The sequence below is a fragment of the Mycobacterium sp. WMMD1722 genome (genome assembly GCF_049315205.1).
Lineage (GTDB): Bacteria > Actinomycetota > Actinomycetes > Mycobacteriales > Mycobacteriaceae > Mycobacterium.
The window spans coordinates 1,409,647-1,427,941 of record NZ_CP186056.1 but is presented as its reverse complement, the minus strand read 5'-3'; the positions used below and the strand labels follow the sequence as shown (position 1 = coordinate 1,427,941).

Annotated in this window: 17 protein-coding genes and 1 riboswitch; of the genes, 7 read left to right on the top strand and 10 right to left on the bottom strand. The window is 69.3% G+C overall.

Annotated elements, in window-relative coordinates; all coding sequences use genetic code 11:
- The first annotated feature begins 52 nt into the window (after positions 1-52).
- From ACN27E_RS06605 to ppc, 6 genes are all read left to right on the top strand, one after another.
- Entirely contained in the window at positions 53-754 is a 702-nt protein-coding gene (locus ACN27E_RS06605; RefSeq protein WP_422747597.1) for an ABC transporter substrate-binding protein, read from the top strand.
- Positions 755-847: 93 nt separating this feature from the next.
- Positions 848-1,867 (top strand): type I glyceraldehyde-3-phosphate dehydrogenase, encoded by a 1,020-nt coding sequence (gene gap, locus ACN27E_RS06600; RefSeq protein WP_422747595.1) that lies wholly within the window; start codon positions 848-850, stop codon positions 1,865-1,867.
- A gap of 4 nt (positions 1,868-1,871) precedes the next feature.
- The gene (locus ACN27E_RS06595; RefSeq protein ID WP_422747593.1) at positions 1,872-3,092 is read left to right on the top strand and encodes a phosphoglycerate kinase; all 1,221 of its coding nucleotides are present in this window, start codon (positions 1,872-1,874) and stop codon (positions 3,090-3,092) included.
- A complete protein-coding gene (gene tpiA / locus ACN27E_RS06590; RefSeq protein ID WP_422747591.1) occupies positions 3,089-3,874 on the top strand; it encodes a triose-phosphate isomerase in 786 nt (261 codons plus the stop codon). Before ACN27E_RS06595 ends, tpiA begins: the two co-directional genes overlap by 4 nt.
- 31 nt (positions 3,875-3,905) lie before the next feature.
- Positions 3,906-4,139: a preprotein translocase subunit SecG gene (secG, locus tag ACN27E_RS06585; protein ID WP_422747588.1), complete on the top strand. Its 234-nt coding sequence runs from the start codon at positions 3,906-3,908 to the stop codon at positions 4,137-4,139.
- A gap of 99 nt (positions 4,140-4,238) precedes the next feature.
- The gene (ppc, locus tag ACN27E_RS06580; RefSeq protein WP_422747586.1) at positions 4,239-7,022 is read left to right on the top strand and encodes a phosphoenolpyruvate carboxylase; all 2,784 of its coding nucleotides are present in this window, start codon (positions 4,239-4,241) and stop codon (positions 7,020-7,022) included.
- On the opposite strand, the gene ACN27E_RS06575 is transcribed toward ppc, so the two are convergent.
- The 4 genes from ACN27E_RS06575 to ACN27E_RS06560 form a co-directional block, all read right to left on the bottom strand.
- Positions 7,019-7,537 carry a hypothetical protein gene (locus ACN27E_RS06575; protein WP_422747584.1) on the bottom strand — a complete coding sequence of 173 codons (519 nt, stop codon included), beginning with the start codon at positions 7,535-7,537 and terminating at the stop codon, positions 7,019-7,021. The genes ppc and ACN27E_RS06575 overlap by 4 nt on opposite strands.
- Positions 7,527-8,273, bottom strand: a complete 747-nt coding sequence (locus ACN27E_RS06570; RefSeq protein WP_422747582.1) for an energy-coupling factor transporter transmembrane component T family protein — start codon at positions 8,271-8,273, stop codon at positions 7,527-7,529. Before ACN27E_RS06570 ends, ACN27E_RS06575 begins: the two co-directional genes overlap by 11 nt.
- Positions 8,270-9,763, bottom strand: a complete 1,494-nt coding sequence (locus ACN27E_RS06565; protein ID WP_422747580.1) for an ABC transporter ATP-binding protein — start codon at positions 9,761-9,763, stop codon at positions 8,270-8,272. The genes ACN27E_RS06570 and ACN27E_RS06565 overlap by 4 nt, the downstream gene beginning before the upstream one ends.
- Complete coding sequence (locus tag ACN27E_RS06560) at positions 9,760-10,386, bottom strand: ECF transporter S component (RefSeq protein WP_422747578.1); 627 nt, start codon at positions 10,384-10,386, stop codon at positions 9,760-9,762. Before ACN27E_RS06560 ends, ACN27E_RS06565 begins: the two co-directional genes overlap by 4 nt.
- Positions 10,375-10,486: riboswitch (TPP riboswitch) on the bottom strand. It overlaps the preceding gene by 12 nt.
- Positions 10,487-10,648: 162 nt before the next feature.
- On the opposite strand from ACN27E_RS06560, the gene ACN27E_RS06555 reads away from it, so the two are divergent.
- A complete protein-coding gene (locus tag ACN27E_RS06555; protein ID WP_422747576.1) occupies positions 10,649-12,214 on the top strand; it encodes a GMC family oxidoreductase in 1,566 nt (521 codons plus the stop codon).
- 7 nt (positions 12,215-12,221) lie between these two features.
- Here the strand turns inward: ACN27E_RS06555 and ACN27E_RS06550 are convergent, their stop codons facing one another.
- The 6 genes from ACN27E_RS06550 to zwf all read right to left on the bottom strand — a co-directional run bounded on the left by ACN27E_RS06550 (position 12,222) and on the right by zwf (position 18,292).
- Positions 12,222-13,166, bottom strand: coding sequence for a helix-turn-helix domain-containing protein (locus tag ACN27E_RS06550; RefSeq protein WP_422747574.1), 945 nt, complete (start codon positions 13,164-13,166; stop codon positions 12,222-12,224).
- Positions 13,167-13,276: 110 nt separating this feature from the next.
- The gene (locus tag ACN27E_RS06545) at positions 13,277-13,648 is read right to left on the bottom strand and encodes an ATPase (protein WP_422747572.1); all 372 of its coding nucleotides are present in this window, start codon (positions 13,646-13,648) and stop codon (positions 13,277-13,279) included.
- 23 nt (positions 13,649-13,671) lie between these two features.
- Positions 13,672-15,087, bottom strand: coding sequence for an HNH endonuclease signature motif containing protein (locus ACN27E_RS06540; RefSeq protein ID WP_422747570.1), 1,416 nt, complete (start codon positions 15,085-15,087; stop codon positions 13,672-13,674).
- Between the two features lie 39 nt (positions 15,088-15,126).
- The gene (pgl, locus tag ACN27E_RS06535; protein ID WP_422747568.1) at positions 15,127-15,861 is read right to left on the bottom strand and encodes a 6-phosphogluconolactonase; all 735 of its coding nucleotides are present in this window, start codon (positions 15,859-15,861) and stop codon (positions 15,127-15,129) included.
- Complete coding sequence (gene opcA / locus ACN27E_RS06530; RefSeq protein WP_422747566.1) at positions 15,858-16,769, bottom strand: glucose-6-phosphate dehydrogenase assembly protein OpcA; 912 nt, start codon at positions 16,767-16,769, stop codon at positions 15,858-15,860. Before opcA ends, pgl begins: the two co-directional genes overlap by 4 nt.
- Positions 16,766-18,292, bottom strand: coding sequence for a glucose-6-phosphate dehydrogenase (gene zwf, locus ACN27E_RS06525; protein ID WP_422747564.1), 1,527 nt, complete (start codon positions 18,290-18,292; stop codon positions 16,766-16,768). The genes opcA and zwf overlap by 4 nt, the downstream gene beginning before the upstream one ends.
- Positions 18,293-18,295 lie beyond the last annotated feature (3 nt).

Genomic DNA, 18,295 nt, shown 5'->3' with positions numbered 1-18,295 from the left:
ACGCCGGATCTGCGCGAAGACGCCCCGCCGGCGGTCCGGCTACCGTGAAACCATGGGCACTCTCCGGGTCGGCGTGGCGCTTTTCGATCCACCGTTCACCGGCATGCCCGCGGCCGGGGACCGTCCGGTCGGCCTCGACATCGATCTGATGACCGCGGTCGGCGACCACCTCGGGCAGGGCGTCGAGTTCGTCGCCCACCAGGGCGCCGATGCCGAGGGCGTCTTCGCCGGCCTCGGCAGTGACTACGACTGCGTGGCCGCCGGCCTCACGGTGACCCCCGAGCGTGAGCGCAGGGCCGCGTTCGCGCCGCCGTACCTGATCACCGGGCAGGCGCTGGCGGTCGACACCGCCCGGGCGCCGGACGTGCGCTCCGTACACGACCTGCGGGGGCGCACGGTCGGGGTGCGGCGCGGCAGCAGCGCCGGGATCGTCGCCGATCGGCTGGTCGCCGAGGGCAAGGCGGCCGCGGTCAAGCGCTACGACCGGCCCGACGCCTGGGTCGGCGACTGCGATGCGTTCATCGCGCTGGGGCCCGTCCTGACCGAACTGGTCAAACCGCTGCCCACCGTCGACGTCGTCGCCCAGGGTCTGTCGGTCGAACACATCGCCGTCGCGGTCGCCTCGGGTGACACGGCCTTGCTGAGCCGGATCACGGTGGCTCAGGCCGAACTCGAGGACGACGGCACGCTGCAGCGGATCCGGCGGCGGTGGCTGGGCAATCCGTACGCCGACCAGAGCCTGGCCGTGCACTGACCGGCCCGCACGCGGCGCGCGGCCCCCCACTAGGCTGGCTGGTGAGTACGACACCACAGGTAGACACCCGAGGCAGACAAAGGGGATATCGACGTGACCATCCGCGTAGGCGTTAACGGTTTCGGCCGGATCGGACGCAACTTCTTCCGCGCGCTGGACGCGCAGAAGCACGAGGGCAAGAACACCGACATCGAGATCGTGGCCGTCAACGATCTCACCGACAACGAGACCCTCGCGCACCTGCTGAAGTTCGACTCGATCCTGGGCCGACTGCCCGAGGATGTCACGGTCGAGGGCGATGAGATCGTCATCGGCGGGCACAAGCTCAAGGGTCTGTCCATCAAGGAGGGTCCCTCGGCCCTGCCGTGGGGCGATCTGGGTGTCGACGTCGTGGTCGAGTCCACCGGCATCTTCACCAAGCGCGACAAGGCCCAGGGCCACCTCGACGCCGGCGCCAAGAAGGTCATCATCTCCGCGCCGGCCAGCGACGAGGACATCACCATCGTGCTGGGCGTCAACGACGACAAGTACGACGGCAGCCAGAACATCATCTCCAATGCGTCGTGCACGACGAACTGCCTCGGCCCGCTGGCCAAGGTGCTCAACGACGAGTTCGGTATCGCCAAGGGCCTGATGACCACGATCCACGCCTACACCCAGGATCAGAATCTGCAGGACGGCCCGCACAAGGACCTGCGCCGCGCCCGCGCGGCGGCGATCAACATCGTGCCCACCTCGACCGGCGCCGCCAAGGCGATCGGCCTCGTCCTGCCTGAACTGAAAGGCAAGCTCGACGGCTACGCGCTGCGCGTCCCGATCCCCACGGGTTCGGTGACCGATCTGACCGCCGAACTCAACAAGCCCGGCACGGTCGACGAGATCAACGCTGCGTTCAAGGCGGCCGCGGAAGGCCCGCTCAAGGGCATCCTGAAGTACTACGACGCCCCCATCGTCTCCAGCGACATCGTGACCGACCCGCACAGCTCGCTGTTCGACTCCGGCCTGACCAAGGTCATCGACAATCAGGCCAAGGTCGTCTCCTGGTACGACAACGAGTGGGGTTACTCCAACCGTCTGGTGGACCTGGTCGCCCTCGTCGGCAAGTCGCTCTAGTCGGATGAGCGTCAAGACGCTTGACGATCTGTTGAGTGACGGCGTGCAGGGGCGGGGCGTTCTGGTGCGCTCCGACCTCAACGTCCCGCTCGACGACTCCGGCAAGATCACCGATCCGGGCCGCATCCACGCGTCGGTGCCCACCCTCAAGGCCCTCGCCGAGGCCGGGGCGAAGGTCGTGGTGACCGCGCATCTCGGACGTCCCAAAGGCGGTCCGGATCCGGCGTTCTCGCTCAAGCCGGTCGCCGCCGCGCTGGGGGAGGAACTCGGTCGCCACGTCCAACTCGCCGGTGACGTGGTCGGCACCGACGCCCTGGCCCGCGCCGAAGGCCTGACCGACGGCGACATCCTGCTGCTGGAGAACATCCGCTTCGACGAGCGCGAGACCAGCAAGGACGATGCGCAGCGGCTGAAGCTGGCCAAGGCGCTGGTCGAACTCGTCGGGGACGACGGAGCTTTCGTCTCCGACGGCTTCGGCGTGGTGCACCGCAAACAGGCCTCGGTGTACGACGTCGCCACGCTGCTGCCGCATTACGCGGGCACGCTGGTGGCCGCCGAGGTCGAGGTGCTGCAGCAGCTGACCAGCTCGACCGACCGGCCGTACGCGGTGGTCCTCGGCGGCTCCAAGGTGTCCGACAAGCTCGCGGTCATCGAGAATCTCGCCACCAAAGCCGACAGCATCGTCATCGGCGGCGGGATGTGCTTCACCTTCCTTGCCGCCCAGGGTGTCTCGGTGGGCAAATCGCTGCTGCAGGAGGAGATGTTGGATACCTGCCGCACGCTGCTCGACGACTACGGCGACGTGATCCACCTGCCTGTCGACATCGTCGCAGCCGCCGAGTTCTCGGCCGACTCCGAACCGGAAACCGTTGCCGCGGACAAGATTCCGGATGACAAGATGGGTCTGGACATCGGACCCGGCTCGGTCGAGCGGTTCACCGCGCTGCTGTCCAACGCCAAAACCGTGTTCTGGAACGGTCCGATGGGCGTGTTCGAGTTTCCCGCCTTCGCCGCGGGCACCAAGGGCGTCGCCGAGGCGATCATCGGCGCCACGGCCAAGGGTGCGTTCAGCGTCGTCGGCGGTGGGGACTCCGCCGCGGCCGTGCGTCAGCTCGGGCTGGCCGAGGACGGGTTCTCCCATATCTCCACCGGCGGCGGCGCATCCCTGGAGTATCTGGAAGGCAAGACGTTGCCGGGTATCGAGGTTCTGGAGGAGGGTCAGTGAGCCGTAAGCCGCTGATTGCGGGCAACTGGAAGATGAACCTCAATCACTTCGAGGCCATCGCCCTGGTGCAGAAGATCGCGTTCTCGCTGCCGGAGAAGTATTTCGACAAGGTCGACGTCACGGTGATCCCGCCGTTCACCGATCTGCGCAGCGTGCAGACCCTGGTCGACGGCGACAAGCTGAAGTTGACCTACGGTGCGCAGGACGTCAGCCAGCACGATTCGGGCGCCTACACCGGCGAGATCAGCGGGGCGTTCCTGGCCAAGCTGGGTTGCTCGTTCGCCGTCGTCGGGCACTCCGAGCGGCGGACCTACCACCACGAGGACGACGCCCTGGTGGCCGCCAAGGCAGCCGCGGCGCTGCGGCACGGCATCACCCCGATCGTCTGCATGGGTGAGCACCTGGAGGTCCGCGAGGCGGGCAACCACGTCGAACACTGTGTCGACCAGCTGCGCGGTTCGCTGGCCGGACTGACCGCCGAACAGATCGGGCAGACTGTCATCGCCTACGAGCCGGTCTGGGCCATCGGCACCGGCCGGGTGGCGAGCGCCGGCGACGCCCAGGAGGTCTGCAGGGCGATCCGCGAGCTGCTGGGCGAGCTGTCGTCACCGCAGGTCGCGGCCGGTGTCCGGGTGCTCTACGGCGGTTCGGTGAACGCCAAGAACGTCGGCGAGATCGTCGCCCAGGACGACGTGGACGGCGCGCTGGTCGGCGGAGCCTCGCTCGACGGTGAGCAGTTCGCCACCCTGTCGGCGATCGCGGCGGGCGGGCCCCTGCCCTGAGCGGTCCCCGCAAACCTGTAGGCTGTCCGGCATGACTTTGGCCCTGCAGATCATCCTGATCGTGACCAGCGTGCTGGTCGTGCTCCTGGTGCTGCTGCATCGCGCCAAGGGTGGCGGCCTGTCCACGCTCTTCGGCGGCGGGGTGCAATCAAGCCTGTCCGGCTCGACCGTTGTCGAGAAGAATCTCGACCGGTTGACGCTGTTCGTCACCGGTATCTGGCTGGTGTCCATCGTGGGTATCGCCCTGCAGATCAAGTACAGCTGAGGTTCGTCCCGCTCGCGAATCTGATCGGCGCGCCGACCACCAGCCCTCCCGACACCCACCCGCTCTGCGGGGCGTTGTCGATACGCCGATACTGGAGCGATGGCTGACCTCCCTGACGCGCTGGAACCCATCGGTTCGGTGACCCGGACCCGCGTGGGTCGCGAAGCCACCGAACCGATGCGCGAGGACATCCGGCTGCTCGGCGCCATTCTCGGCGACACGGTGCGCGAACAGAACGGCGACGAGGTGTTCGACCTCGTGGAACGCGCCCGGGTGGAGTCCTTCCGGGTGCGCCGCTCGGAGATCGATCGGGCCGAACTCAGCGAGCTGTTCGACGGCATCGAGGCCCGTGCGGCCATCCCCGTCATCCGCGCGTTCACCCATTTCGCGCTGCTGGCCAACGTCGCCGAGGACATCCACCGCGAGCGTCGGCGCGCCATCCACGTCGCCGCGGGTGAGCCGCCGCAGGACAGCACGCTGGCCGCCACCTACGCGAAACTCGATTCCGCCGACCTGAGCGCCGCGGAGGTGGCCACCGCCCTGGCCGGCGCGCTGGTCGCTCCGGTGATCACCGCCCACCCCACCGAGACCCGCCGCCGTACCGTCTTCGACACCCAGCACCGGATCACCGAGCTGATGCGACTGCGCGCCATGGGTGAGGATGTCGAACCGGAGCTGCGCCGGCACATCCTGACGCTGTGGCAGACGGCACTGATCCGGTTGTCCCGGTTGAAGATCCAGGACGAGATCGAGACCGGACTGCGGTACTACCCGGCGGCGTTCTTCGAGGTGATTCCGCGGGTCAACGGGGAGGTGCGGGCCGCGCTGCGGGCGCGGTGGCCCGACGCGGACCTGCTGGCCGAGCCGATTCTGCGGCCTGGCTCGTGGATCGGCGGAGACCGCGACGGTAACCCCAACGTGACCGCCGAGGTGGTGCGGCTGGCCACCTCACGCGCCGCGTTCACCGCGTTCGCCCATTACTTCTCGGAGTTGACCGCCCTGGAGCAGGAGCTGTCGATGTCGGCGCGGCTGGTCACGATCAGCGAGGGACTGGCCGCACTGGCCGACGCCTGCGCGGAGGCGGCCCGGGCCGACGAACCGTACCGGCGTGCGCTGCGGGTGATCCATGGCCGGCTGACCGCGACGGCGACCGAGATCCTGGACCGGCAACCTGAACACGGGCTCGATCTCGGGCTGGCCCGCTACGACACCCCCGCCGAGCTGCTGGCCGATCTGGACGTCGTCGATGCCTCGCTGCGCGCGCACGGCAGTTCGGTGCTCGCCGATGACCGGTTGCTCCGGCTGCGCGAAGCCGTGCGTGTGTTCGGTTTCCATCTCTCGGGTCTGGACATGCGGCAGAACTCCGATGTGCACGAGGAGGTGGTCGCCGAACTGCTGGCGTGGGCCGGCGTCCATGCCGACTACGTCTCGCTGTCCGAGGACGAGCGGGTCGATCTGCTGGCCGCCGAACTGGCCACCCGGCGACCGTTGACCTCCGAGGGCGCCGACCTGTCGGAGCTGGCCCGTAAAGAACTGGACATCGTGCGGGCCGCGGCGCGTGCGGTGCGGGTGTTCGGATCCCAGGCCGTGCCCAACTACATCATCTCGATGTGTCAGTCGGTGTCGGACATGCTCGAAGCGGCCATCCTGCTCAAGGAGGCGGGTTTGCTGGACGTGTCGGGAGATCAGCCGTTTGCACCGGTCAGCATCGTCCCGCTGTTCGAGACGATCGACGACCTGCAGCGCGGATCGTCGATCCTGGAGGCCGTGCTCGACCTGCCGCTGTACCGCGCCATGGTGACCGCGCGGGCCGACAGCCAGGAGGTGATGCTCGGCTACTCCGACTCGAACAAGGACGGCGGGTATCTGGCCGCGAACTGGGCTCTGTACCGCGCCGAGCTGGATCTGGTGGAGTCGGCCCGCAAGACCGGAATCCGGTTGCGGCTGTTCCACGGGCGCGGTGGCACGGTCGGCCGTGGCGGCGGGCCGAGCTACGAAGCCATCCTGGCGCAGCCCCCCGGCGCGGTGAACGGGTCGCTGCGGATCACCGAACAGGGTGAGGTGATCGCCGCGAAATACGCCGAACCGCGCCTGGCGCACCGCAATCTGGAGACACTGGTGGCCGCGACGCTGGAGTCGACGCTGCTGGACGTGGAGGGACTGGGGGAGGAGGCGGAGCCGGCCTACGAGGTGCTCGACGATCTGGCCGCCCGCGCCCAGCGTGCCTACGCCGAATTGGTCCACGAGACACCGGGTTTCGTCGACTACTTCAAGGCGTCCACCCCGGTCAGCGAGATCGGGGCGCTCAACATCGGCAGCCGGCCGGCGTCGCGTAAGCCGACGACGCAGATCTCCGATCTGCGGGCGATCCCGTGGGTGCTGGCGTGGAGCCAGTCGCGGGTGATGCTGCCCGGGTGGTACGGCACCGGCAGCGCCTTCGAGCAGTACATCGCTGATGGGGAAGCCGACGACGAGTCGCGGCTGGAGACGCTGCGCGACCTCTACCGGCGGTGGCCGTTCTTCCGCACCGTGTTGTCGAATATGGCGCAGGTGATGGCGAAGTCGGATCTCGGTCTCGCGGCGCGCTATTCGGAGCTGGTCTCCGATGAAGCTCTGCGGGCACGGGTGTTCGACAAGATCACCGAGGAGCATGCGCGCACGTTGCGCATGCACCGCCTGATCACCGGACAGGACGATCTGCTGGCCGACAATCCGTCGCTGGCCCGTTCGGTGTTCAACCGTTTCCCGTATCTGGAGCCGCTCAACCACCTGCAGGTGGAGTTGCTGCGGCGTTACCGGGCGGGCGACGAGGACGAACTGGTGCAGCGGGGCATCCTGCTGACCATGAGCGGGCTGGCGACCGCGCTGCGCAACAGCGGTTAACCGGCCACGACGACGTCGGCGAGTTCGCGTGGCCGGTGGCGGGCGATGAAGGCGTCCTCCTGGGCGGCCCACCGGTCCCAGTGCGGCCGGTAGGTGTCGCCGTCACGCTCGAGTGCCCGCCGTTTGCGGTCGGCGTCGGGGGTCTGCACCCAGATGCCGAAGTCCGCCAGCGCGCGGTTGGCGGCGGTCAGCGTGCCGACACCCTCGACGATCAGCCGACCACCGGGCTCGACGGTGTGCACCCCGGCCGGCGCCGCGCGGTCCCAATCCCACTGCCGCCACCGTCCGGGACGCCCGCCGGCCCGGGGCACGAGCAATTCGGTGCGGATGTGCTCGGCCGCCCAGGCCAGGCCGTCCCAGCCTGGGTAGATGTCGTCCAGTCGCACGATCACCGCGGCAGCCCAGCTCGCGGCCAGGCGGTCGGCCAGCATCGACTTACCCGCCCCCGACCGTCCGTCGATGAGCACGGTCTGCGCGCCCGACTCGGTCAACCGGCGCACCAGGTCATCGAGCACCGATGAAACTCCAGTGTCCGGTGCCGACCGACACCGTGATCGCGACGGCGGTGATCGCAAATCCGGCGCCGATCAGGGTCGCGTCGCGCCAGCCGAGGACCGACGGCCGCGCCCACGTGCGGGTGGCATGGGCGCCGAAGCCGCGGGCCTCCATGGTGGTGGCGAGCATCGATCCACGCCGCACCGCGAGCACCAGCAGCGCGAATGCCTGGCCGGCCGCCCGGCGGATCCGGGCGTGGTCGGAAACCCCCCGCGCTCGGCGGGCGTAGCCGAGGTGGGCCCAATCCTGCCGCAGCAGGCCGACCAGCCGCAGCCCGGCCAGCGCGCCGACGACGAACCGGGCAGGCAGCCGCAGGATCTGGGCGAGGCCGTCGGCCAGCTCGGTCGGATCGGTGTCGATGAACAGCGCCACGGACGGCAGCGCGATGGCCAGCACCCGCACGAAGGTGTCCAGCGCCAGGGAGATCGAACCGTCGCTGACGGTGATGAGCAGGAAGTGCCAGTGCACCGCGCCGCTCGTCTGCCCGTAGAGCAGGATGGTCAGCGCGGTCAGCGCGGCGGCCGATACCAGCAGGGCGCCGCGAAACAGCAATGGCCGCAACGGAACCCGGATGGCAACCAGCAGCACCAGCTCCAGCGCCAGCGCGGTCAACGCCGACACCCAGTCCAGGCTGAGCGCCAGGCCGACGGCGATCACCAGCGCGGTCGCGAGCCTGGCGACCGGGTTGAGCGTCACCGGCTGAGCTCCGCGGCGCGTTCGGGATGCCACGCCGGCAGGTCGATGCGCCGGTCGGCCAGCACCGCGACGAAGTCGAGATCGTGGGTCACCGCCACCACCGCCGCACCCCCGTCGGTCAGCTCGGCGAGCAGCGTCGCCAGCTGCGCCCATGTGGTGCGGTCCTGACCGAAGGTCGGCTCGTCGAGGACGATCACCGCGGGCTGGGTGGCCAGCACGGTCGCGACCGACAAACGGCGCTTCTCGCCGCCGGACAGCGTGTACGGGTTCATCTCGGCGAGTTGGCTCAGCCCGAGGCGTTCCAGCAGCGTGTCCACGGTCGCCGCGACGGCGGCGCGGTCGTGGCCGAGGGCGCGCGGGCCCAGCGCCAGCTCGTCGTACACCGTGGCGGTGAGGAACTGGTGCTCCGGATTCTGGAAGACGCTGCCGATCCGGGTCAGCAGTTCACGCGAGCGCCACCGGACCGGTTCCAGCCGGCGCGTCGAGTGGGCGAACGACGCCGCGGCGGTGAACCGGCCGCCGCGTGGAGGCAGCAGCCCGCCCAGGGTGAGCGCGAGGGTGGTCTTACCCGCGCCGTTGGGCCCGGTGACGGCGGTGGCGGTGGCGGCGCGCAGCTCCAGGTCCATGCCGGCGTCCAGACACGGCCCCGAGCGATGGCCCAGGGCCAGATCGGCGGCGATGAGCAGCGATTCGCCGGGCGGGCGGCGGTGCCGGCGCAGCGCCGGCGGCAGCTCGCCGGGCACCCAGACACCCGCCGCGGTGAGGCGGTCGCGCTGCGCCGCGATCGTCGCTTCGGCCGGGCCGTCGGCCACGACGTGCCCGTCGGCGCCCCACACGATGACCCGGTCGACGACCGGCAGCCAGACCGCGGTCCGGTGCTCGACGACGATCAGCGTCGAACCGGTCGCCTCGGCGGCGGCGGCCACCGCATCCCGCACTTCGACGACCCCGGCGGGATCGAGGTTCGCGGTCGGTTCGTCGAGGAGGATCAGCCCGGGATTCATCGCCAGCACACCGGCCAGCGCAAGCCGCTGCTGCTGGCCACCGGACAGCTGCGCGGTGTCGTGGGTCAAGGGCAGGTCCAGGCCGACGGCGTTCAGCGCGCGGCGGGCCCGCGGCCAGATCTGCTCGCGCGGGACCCGGTGGTTCTCCATACCGAATGCGACGTCGTCACCGACGCGGGACAGGATGACCTGCGCGTCGGGGTTCTGCAGCACCATCCCGATCCGGGAGCGCTGCTCCTGGGGCGGTCGCCCGTCGACGGTGAGCAGGCCCGCCTGGTCCCCGTCCTCGCTGCCTCCGAGCAGCCCGGCGACCCCCTGCAGCACCGTCGACTTGCCCGATCCGCTGGGTCCGAGCAGCAGCACCCGTTCCCCGGGCTGCACGGTCAGGTCGAGGTCGCGCACCGCCCACCGCGTCCGGCCGGCGTGGCGCCAGCCCCACCCGCGGGCGGTGACGGCGGCCCCGCCGCTCGGCACCGGTGTGGTCATCTCGCGGCGTCGCGGCGTTGCCCCATCCGGCCCGACTCGAAACGCGACAGCGCCCCGGTGCCGGCCAGGGCCTTGACGACGAACCAGGACAACGCTCCCGCGACGACCATTCCGGAGAGCACTCCGGCGACGGTGTAGGCCAGGGCGAACGGAGTGCCCGACCCCGGATACCAGAGGATCAGGTCGTTGACCGCCATCGCCACCCCCGCGGTGCCGCCGGCGAGTACCGCCACCGGCAGGGTGAACCGGCGGTACAGGAACAGCGCGAAGACCAGTTCGGCGGCCAGGCCCTGGACCAGCCCGGATTCCAGGGTCAACAGACCCCACTGGTTACCGACCAGGGCGGAGACGGTGGCGGCGACGAGCTCACCGTAGAGGGCGGCGCCCGGTTTGCGGATCACCAGGCCGACCAGCACGCCGGCGAACAGCCAACCCCCGCCCAGGAGCGCCTGCAGGCCCGGCACGGCCGCGGCCAGCGGTGCGCCGAGCGGGTTGGACGCGATGTTCCACAGCACGAAGACCAGCCCGGAGGCCACCGCGAGCACGCTGGCCACGACGATGTCGATGACGCGCCAGCGCCGGGGCGCCGCCGTGCCGACGGCCGAACGGGATTCCATGGACATTCGTCTCCCTACGCCGGCATTACCCGGTCAGGTTCGTACGGTCGACGGCCGGTCAGCCGTCCTCTCAGCGCACTCGGTGTGCGCTCCCGCGTGGTTCTAGTCCCTCAAGCTAGTGCACGTCGTCACGGTCGGCCAAGGCGCGGTGCGACAACACGTCGGCGCGCAGGGGCAAGCCGCGGCGCCCCGTGCGCGCAATCGTGAATCCAGAGGTCGAAAACCGATTCTGGACAACCCGATTCATGCCACGCACACGGAGGAAACCATGCCCACTTCCGACCACCTGGACCACGATCGATCGCGGATCGATCGCGAGCACTACGACGTCGTCGTGATCGGGGCGGGGTCCGCGGGTTGCGTCCTGGCCGCCCGATTGTCCGAGGATCCGGCGGTGCGGGTACTGCTGCTCGAGTCCGGCCCCGCGGACACCAGATCGGAGATCGCGGCGCCAACCGCCTGGCCGGCGTTGTGGGGCACCGAGGTCGACCATGCCTACGAGACGGTGGCCCAGCCCGGGACGGCGGGCCGGCCCCACCGTTGGCCCCGCGGGCGCACGCTCGGTGGCAGCAGCAGCATCAACGCGATGATCTTCCTGCGCGGCACTCCCGCCGACTTCGACGGTTGGGCGAAGTTCGGATGCGTCGGCTGGGATTACGCCTCCGTGCTGCCCTACTTCCGGCGCATGGAGGCGGTCACCGGCGCAGACGCCGCGTATCGCGGCACCGACGGTCCGCTGGCTCCCGCGCCCGCGCGGGCCGAGAACGCCAATCCGTTGTCGGCTGTGTTCCTTGAGGGTGCCGCGGCAACGGGCCATTCCCTCACCGCGGACTTCAACGGACGCTGTGCAGAAGGTGCGGGCTGGCACGATCTGACCATCACCGGCGGATTGCGTCAGAGCACCGCCGCGGCGTATCTGCATCCGGTGCGGCACAGGCCCAACCTCGTGGTGTCCACCGATTCACATGCGCATCGGCTGATCTTCGACGGCACCCGCTGTGTGGGCGTCGCCTACCGCTGCGGCGATCGCGTGCGCACGGCATATGCTGCGCTGGAAGTGGTCCTCAGCGCGGGCGCGGTGGACTCACCGCGGCTGCTCCTGCTGTCCGGGATCGGGCCGGCGGCCGACCTGGCGGCCGCCGGTGTCCCGGTGATTCTCGATTCGCCCGGGGTGGGGCGCAATCTCCACGATCACCCGTTGTGCGGCGTCGTCTACGAGGCGACGCAGCCGATTCCCGCCGGCCGCAACAATCACGGTGAGACATCCCTGCTGTGGCGCAGTGACGACTCGCTCGACGGGCCGGATATGCAGATCGTGTTCATCCACATCCCCTTCCATCCGCCGCACCTGGCCGCCCCGGACAACGGATACACGTTCGGCGTCTGCACGGTGCCCGACTCCCGGGGATCGATCCGGATCGTGGATGCGCATCCGGACACGCCGCCGCTGATCGATCCGAACTATCTGGGCGAAGAGTCGGATGTGCGGCGGATGTTGCACGGCGTCGACGTAGCTCGCCAGATCGCGGCGAGCGAGCCGTTCGCCCCGTGGCGGGCTCGCGAAGTCCTGCCCGGAACAGATGTCACGAGCGAAAACGCCCTGCGCAGCTATCTCGCCCAGGCCACCGGGACGTACTACCACCCGGTGGGTACCTGCGCGATGGGCACCGGAGTGGAGGCGGTCGTCGACGTCGACCTGCTGGTCCGCGGCGTGACCGGTCTGCGCGTGGCGGATGCGTCGATCATGCCGAAGATCGTCTCGGTGAACCCCGGCGCGACGACGGTAATGATCGGGGAGAAGGCGGCCGACCTGATCCGGACGCAGCACGCCTGAGCGGAACTCATCTCGGTACCGCCACCTGGCGGTACCGAGATGGCGCCATCCCGTACCGCAGGCGGAAGGTCTTCGACAGCCAGGACGCATCTGTCACGCACCATTTCGCGGCGACCGCTGAGATCGACTGTCCGACGAGCTCGGGATCGATCAGATCGCGGCGGATGGCTTCGAGGCGGAGGTCCCGAATCGTCCCCGCCACGCCGTGCGGCTCCGTCTCGAACAACCGCTGAAGGGTGCGCGTCGACACGTGATGTGCGCGCGCCAGTGTGCTGGTCGACAGCGCGGGATCGGACAACCGTTCCCGGATCGAGTCCAGCACCTCGGCGCGCTGCACAAGTTCCGTGACGCGGCAAGGGGATTCGCCGGCGTCGGCCAGGGTGGCGGACAGCAGCGCCGCCAGCGCCAGACCCAGCCGATGCGCCGCACTCGGTGACGTGTCGACCACACCGGCCACCTCGCCGAGGACGGCGCGCAACGCACGACCGACTCCATCGGTGTCGTGCACCTGCTGCGACGCATGTGCCAGGCGTCCACCGGGCAGCGCGAGGGCAGCGCGCGGAAGGGTCAGAACGACGCAGCGCCACTGGGCGGACGGCAGCGTCAGCTGATAGGGACGCGACGCGTCATAGACGGCGAACTGGTCCGGCTCCACGACGAGATGCCGTCCGGCCTGACTGAACCGACCTTCGCCGTGCGTCATCATGGTCACCTTGACGACCCCGGACGGCAGCGCGCGCACGTCACCCGCAGTGCTGGTGACGCGCTGCGCGCTGCCGGTCAAGAAGAACACGTCTACGGATCCGAGCCGGGTCTGCTCCAGAACTCCGGTGGCGCATGATCTCCCGATCGCGTGGCTGCGCAGGCCGCGGAAGCGGCGATGCAGGATCTCGTCCCATGCCGGCCGCTTGAGCCTCGACTCGGCCACACCGTCCTCCTCGGCACCCTGCATCCGCCCAACTCGAACGCTACGTGCGTTCGCTGCACGCAGGCTGGGAGCGAACTGTGCGATCAGGGGATGACGTCGCGCCGGGATCTCAGGCGATCCAGCGGATGGTCGGGTTAGAGGCCGATCGTGCGGCGCATCGCGTTGACTCCGCCGCGGAGCGCATTCTCTGTCGCGGCCAGCGGTCCGAGGACTGCCTCACCCATGCCGACGAGACGTTCGACGCGCGACACGATGCCCTCCATGCGGTCGACCACGGCGATGAGACGCGGCGCGAGCGCATCGATCTGGTTGATGGTGGCGTTGAAGCGCTCGAGGGTGTGGTCGAGGTTGCGCGTCGAGTTGTTGAGGTCGTCGAGCGTCTCACTGAGCCCGTCGAGGATGGTGTCCACCTGCTCGACGGTGACGTCGGCGTTCAGCGCCGCCTGCGCAAGCTTCCTGATGCGCTCCGGACCCGTGCGGACAGGTCTGCCCCCTTTGTCTGCCACCGGGTCAGTATGACCGGCGCGGCTCAGAAAGGTGGGGGATCGCCCCCGTGGTCGGGCTGGGCCCTGACCCGGCGTCGGCTGTGCTCTTGGCTGTGATTATGTCGGCGCTCGGCGAGGACTCGTGCCGCGCGGTCCTGCGCACGGGTGCGTCGCCGCGTCGGCATCCGCCACGTACGGTCCCCGCCCCGTGGGGTGGCGGCGCTGCCGACGATCGGTGCGACGGGCCGGCACAGCGCAGGAAACAGCAGCGCCGAACCCGGGGTGGTGACATATACCTGGCCGGTCGGCGACTGCCAGATCACGGTGCCGTCGGCCAACTGACGGTCCTGCCAGCCCCAGAACGTCTTCAAGAGATGATGCAGGCGGCACAGACATTTCAGATTCGACGCATGCGTGAGCCCGCCCTCGCCGTACGGCAGGGTGTGGTCGATGTCGGACTGCGTGGCCGGCTGATCGCAGCCGGGGAAGCGGCAGGTCATATCGCGGCAGCGCACGTAGTCGGCCAGTGCCCGCGACGGTCGGTAGCGGGGCTCGGCGTCGGCGTCCATCGGCGCGACGGGCCGGATGTTCGCGGTCCTGACCAGTTCGGCGATCACCTCGGGCGGGAGCAGACCGTCGCCGCCGAGTTCCGCGCCGTCGGCGCCGTCGGTGACGATGTGGATCACGACCGAACCCGCTGCCGGTTTCGTCGCAGCGGTGCATTCGGCGAGACCGCACCGGCACGCGATGCGGTCACCGCCCGCGGTGAGGACGTCGATCGCATCGGCCCGCCGCTCCTCGCAGCTGCGCGGATCCTGCGGGCACACCGTGGCGGCCAGGGCCGCGAGTTTCCGGCCGAACGCGTGTGCGTGCGGAGTGAGCACCGTGGCGCTGATCTCGGATAGCCCGTCGAACCGGTCGGCGATCCACACCTCGCGCTGCGCGAGAGAGTCCTTGCGCGACCGGCGGACGGCGTCGCGATCATGGCGCCGGACGATCGTGTCGATGCGTTGTGCCAGACGTGACCGCGTCATCGACGGCCAGGCCGGCAGCGTCACCGCCAGTTCGCCGTCCACGGCGGCCAGCACATCGGCGTCGGTGATCAGGTCGGTGCGGTAGACGATCGTCTTGAACAGGTTCACATCCACGTCCCCGGCGATGAAGACCTCGGCGACCCGGGGAATCCGGCTCATCGACCGGGCGTACCGCAATGCGCTACCGGCCAAGCCCTGGCTGATCCGCAATTCGGCGGCGATCTCCGCCGTCACCGCCGCTTCGGCGTCGACGACCCAATCGGCACGTTCGCCGCACTCGGCAAGCCGGATGGCCCATAGTTCGCCGATCGCCACGAGCCTCGCCGCGGCCGCCCGGTTCTCGGCGCGGCTCGCCGCCGACACCGCAGCCAGCGCAGAGCGCGAGGCGGTGGTGTCTTCCGCGACGAAGAACACGGGCTCGAACATGCGTTCGATTCTGCCATGGCCCACCGACACGATGGGCGATCAGAGCTTGGCTGCGGCACCCTCGTCGAGCCACCACACCGTCGCCTCGCGGCCGACCGCTCCCGCGGCGGGCCAGTCGTCGGCATCGGCACCACCGACGGCGGCGGCCACGGCCTCGGCCTTGCCCTCGCCGGAAACGATCAGCCAGACCTCGCGCGAACGCGTGACCGCGGGCAGCGTCAAAGTGATGCGCTTGGGTGGTGGCTTGGGGGAGTCGGTGACGCCCACCACCGAGCGACTGGTCTCGCGCACGGCGGCGGTGTGGGGGAACAGCGAATTGACGTGTCCCTCCGGCCCCATGCCGAGCAGATGGACATCGAATGCCGGCGTGAGCTCACCCTTGCCGAGCTTGGCCAGCTCCTCGGCGTAGTCCTCGGCGGCGGCGTCCAGATCGTCGCCGAAGGCGCCGTCGGTCGCCGCCATCGCGTGCACGTTGGCGGCCGGTACCCCGACCGGATCCAACAACGCCGCACGGGCCTGTTTGTCGTTGCGTTCGTCGTCGTCGGCCGGCACGAAGCGCTCGTCGCCGAAGTACAGGTGCACCTTCGACCAGTCGATCCGGTCGCGGTGTTCGGCCAGTCGGGCCAACACCTTGATCCCGGTACCGCCACCGGTCAGCACGATGTCCGCGCGGCCGCGCTGGTCCAGGGCCGCGGTGATCTCGTCGGCCAACCGGTCGCCGACCGCGCTGACCAGGGCATCGCTATCGGGGTATTTGCGCACGGTCGGGCTCATATGTACTGCACCTTCTCGATTCCCTGCAGCGCCTCGAAGTAGATCTCATCGGCATCGAGGCGGCGCATGTCCTCGGCCAGGCATTCGCGAGTCTCCCTGCGCGCCAACGGAACCAAAGCCTCCGGCTTGGCCGTACGGCTGATCTTAGCCGTGACGCCCTCCTGGGGCCGGCTCAGCGTGATGGTCTCGCTGTCGCGGACGAGCTCGACTTTCAGTTCGCCGACCGCACGCCGCACCGGACCGTCGATGCGGCTGGCCAGCCAGCCCGCCAGGACGTCCAGCGCCGGTTCGTCCTCGAGGCCGGACACCAGCGCCGAATTGATCGGTTCGTGCGGCGCCTGGTCCACCGCCGCGGTCAGCAGCGCCCGCCAGTAGGTGATGCGGCTCCACGCCAGATCGGTGTCCCCGGGGGTATACCCCTGCAGCCGGCCCTTGATCGACGCCAGCGGGTCGGTGCCGTTGGTGGCGTCGGTGATCCGGCGCAGCGCCAGCTTGCCCAGCGGATCCTCGGCAGGCACCGGCGGCGCGATGTCCGGCCACCACGTCACCACCGGCGTATCGGGCAACAGGAACGGCATCACCACGCTGCTGGCGTGATTGGCCAGCGGTCCCGACAGGCGCAGGACCACCACCTCGTTGGCGCCGGCATCGCTGCCCACCCGCACCTGGGCGTCCAGCCGGGCCTTGTCGGCCCGCCGATCACCCGGGGCGACCACGATCACCCGGCAAGGATGTTCGCGGCTGGCCGCGTTGGCCGCGTCGATGGACTCCTCGAGAACCGCCTCGGTGTCCGGGGCGATGACCAGCGTGAGCACGCGGCCCAGCGTGATGGCGCCGCCCTCCTCGCGGAGTGCCTGGATCTTCTTGTTGATCGCGCCGGTGTCGGTATCGGGCAGATCGATGATCACGGCCGCCTCCATTCCCGACCGGTGCGCTTGAGCATCTCGAACGCCGAATCCGGGCCCCAGCCGCCGGATTCGTACGGATCCGGCTTTCCGTGTGACGCCCAGTAATCCAGCGCGGGGTCCAGGATCTTCCACGCCAGCTCGACTTCTTCGTTCACCGGGAACAGCGACGGCTCGCCGAGCAGGACATCCAGGATCAGCCGCTCGTAGGCCTCCGGTGACTCCTCGGCGAACGCCGAACCGTAGGAGAAGTCCATGCTCACGTCACGGACTTCCATCTGGTTCCCCGGCACCTTCGAGCCGAACCGCAGCGTGATGCCCTCGTCGGGCTGGACCCGGATCACCAGGGCGTTCTGGCCGAGCTCCTCGGTCATGGTCGCGTCGAACGGCAGATGCGGGGCCCGCTTGAAGATCAGCGCAATCTCGGTGACCCTGCGGCCCAGGCGCTTTCCGGTCCGTAGATAGAACGGCACCCCGGCCCAGCGGCGGGTGTCCACGTCGACGGTGATCGCGGCGAACGTCTCGGTGGTGGACGTCGACGAGAAGCCCTCCTCCTCGAGCAGCCCGACCACGCGCTCACCGCCCTGCCAGCCGGCCGTGTACTGACCGCGGGCCGTGGTCTGGTCGAGCGGTTCGGCGAGCCGGCTGGCCGAGAGCACCTTGATCTTCTCAGCCTGCAGTTCGTCGGGGGAGAAGCTGACCGGCTCCTCCATCGCGGTCAACGCCAGCAGCTGCAGCAGATGGTTCTGGATGACGTCACGGGCGGCACCCACCCCGTCGTAGTAGCCGCCGCGCCCGCCCAGCCCGATGTCCTCGGCCATGGTGATCTGCACGCTGTCGACGTAATGCGAATTCCACACCGGCTCGAACAGCTCGTTGGCGAAGCGCAGCGCCAGGATGTTCTGCACCGTCTCCTTGCCAAGGTAGTGGTCGATGCGGAACACCGACGACTCGGGGAAGACGTCGTTGACGATGTGGTTGAGCTCTTCAGCGCTCTTGAGATCGTGACCGAACGGCTTCTCGATGACCACCCGGCTCCAGTGGCCGTCGGCCTTCTTGGCCAGCCCGGTGCGCGAGAGCTGTTCGAGCACCTGAGGAAAGGCCTTCGGTGGAATCGACAGGTAGAACGCGTGATTGCCGCCGGTGCCGCGTTCGGCGTCGAGTTTGTTCAGCGTCTCGGCCAGCTGCTCGAACGCCTTCTCGTCGTCGAAGGTGCCCTGAACGAACCGGACACCCTCGGCCAGTCGGTCCCACACCTCCTGGCGGAACGGCGTTCGGGCGTGCTGTTTGACCGCGTCGTGGACGACCTCGGAGAAATCCTCGTCGGCCCAGTCGCGCCGGGCGAATCCGACCAGAGAGAACGTCGGCGGGAGCAGACCTCGGTTGGCCAGATCGTAGATCGCGGGCATGAGCTTCTTGCGCGCCAGATCGCCGGTCACACCGAAGATCACCACACTGCACGGCCCGGCGATCCGGGGCATCCGCTTGTCGCGCTTGTCCCGCAGGGGATTACGCCACTCGGTCATCGA

What these genes read in the sequence shown, in the direction of transcription:
- ACN27E_RS06605 (WP_422747597.1), top strand. Translation starts at nt 53, where the DNA reads ATGGGCACTCTCCGGGTCGGCGTGGCGCTTTTCGATCCACCGTTCACC.
- zwf (WP_422747564.1), bottom strand. Translation starts at nt 18,292, where the DNA reads ATGACCGAGTGGCGTAATCCCCTGCGGGACAAGCGCGACAAGCGGATG.
- pgl (WP_422747568.1), bottom strand. Translation starts at nt 15,861, where the DNA reads ATGAGCCCGACCGTGCGCAAATACCCCGATAGCGATGCCCTGGTCAGC.
- ACN27E_RS06550 (WP_422747574.1), bottom strand. Translation starts at nt 13,166, where the DNA reads ATGCAGGGTGCCGAGGAGGACGGTGTGGCCGAGTCGAGGCTCAAGCGG.
- ACN27E_RS06540 (WP_422747570.1), bottom strand. Translation starts at nt 15,087, where the DNA reads ATGTTCGAGCCCGTGTTCTTCGTCGCGGAAGACACCACCGCCTCGCGC.
- ACN27E_RS06560 (WP_422747578.1), bottom strand. Translation starts at nt 10,386, where the DNA reads ATGTCCATGGAATCCCGTTCGGCCGTCGGCACGGCGGCGCCCCGGCGC.
- ACN27E_RS06555 (WP_422747576.1), top strand. Translation starts at nt 10,649, where the DNA reads ATGCCCACTTCCGACCACCTGGACCACGATCGATCGCGGATCGATCGC.
- ACN27E_RS06595 (WP_422747593.1), top strand. Translation starts at nt 1,872, where the DNA reads ATGAGCGTCAAGACGCTTGACGATCTGTTGAGTGACGGCGTGCAGGGG.
- ACN27E_RS06565 (WP_422747580.1), bottom strand. Translation starts at nt 9,763, where the DNA reads ATGACCACACCGGTGCCGAGCGGCGGGGCCGCCGTCACCGCCCGCGGG.
- ppc (WP_422747586.1), top strand. Translation starts at nt 4,239, where the DNA reads ATGGCTGACCTCCCTGACGCGCTGGAACCCATCGGTTCGGTGACCCGG.
- secG (WP_422747588.1), top strand. Translation starts at nt 3,906, where the DNA reads ATGACTTTGGCCCTGCAGATCATCCTGATCGTGACCAGCGTGCTGGTC.